We start from the raw sequence: 405 nt of genomic DNA, 5'->3' as shown, positions 1-405 counted from the left end.
CTCCGTTGCCGGTCAGTGCGAGTCCGGCGGCAACCGCGCTTGACGTGTAGACGCTGACGATGGCGCCAAACGACGTTGCCTGCAGCAGAATGCGTGCTTCGCGTTCATCGCCCATCGTCGCGGAGTCATAGCCCATCATCCGCTACGAAGGCCCCAAGGGCGGTCCGGGTATGCGAGAAATGCTCGCCATCACGGGTGCGATCAAGGGTGCCGGAATCGGCAAGGACGTTCTGCTCATCACCGACGGCCGCTTCTCGGGTGGTTCGACGGGGCTGTGCATTGGCCACGTCGCTCCGGAAGCTGTTGACGGCGGGCCGATTGCCTTTGTCGAAGACGGCGACAGGATCACCGTTGACATCGCCGCTCGTTCGATCGACCTGCACGTTGATCAGGCCGAGCTCGACC

The 405-nt window shown here is 63.5% G+C and carries 1 pseudogene; it reads left to right on the top strand.

Annotated elements, in window-relative coordinates:
• Positions 1-134: 134 nt before the first annotated feature.
• Positions 135-405, top strand: a pseudogene (locus HMPREF3092_RS04235) (dihydroxy-acid dehydratase); the annotation flags it as partial.

Source organism: Brevibacterium sp. HMSC24B04 (assembly GCF_001806835.1).
Taxonomy (GTDB): Bacteria; Actinomycetota; Actinomycetes; order Actinomycetales; family Brevibacteriaceae; genus Brevibacterium; species Brevibacterium ravenspurgense.
This window is presented reverse-complemented; position numbering and strand designations above follow the sequence as displayed.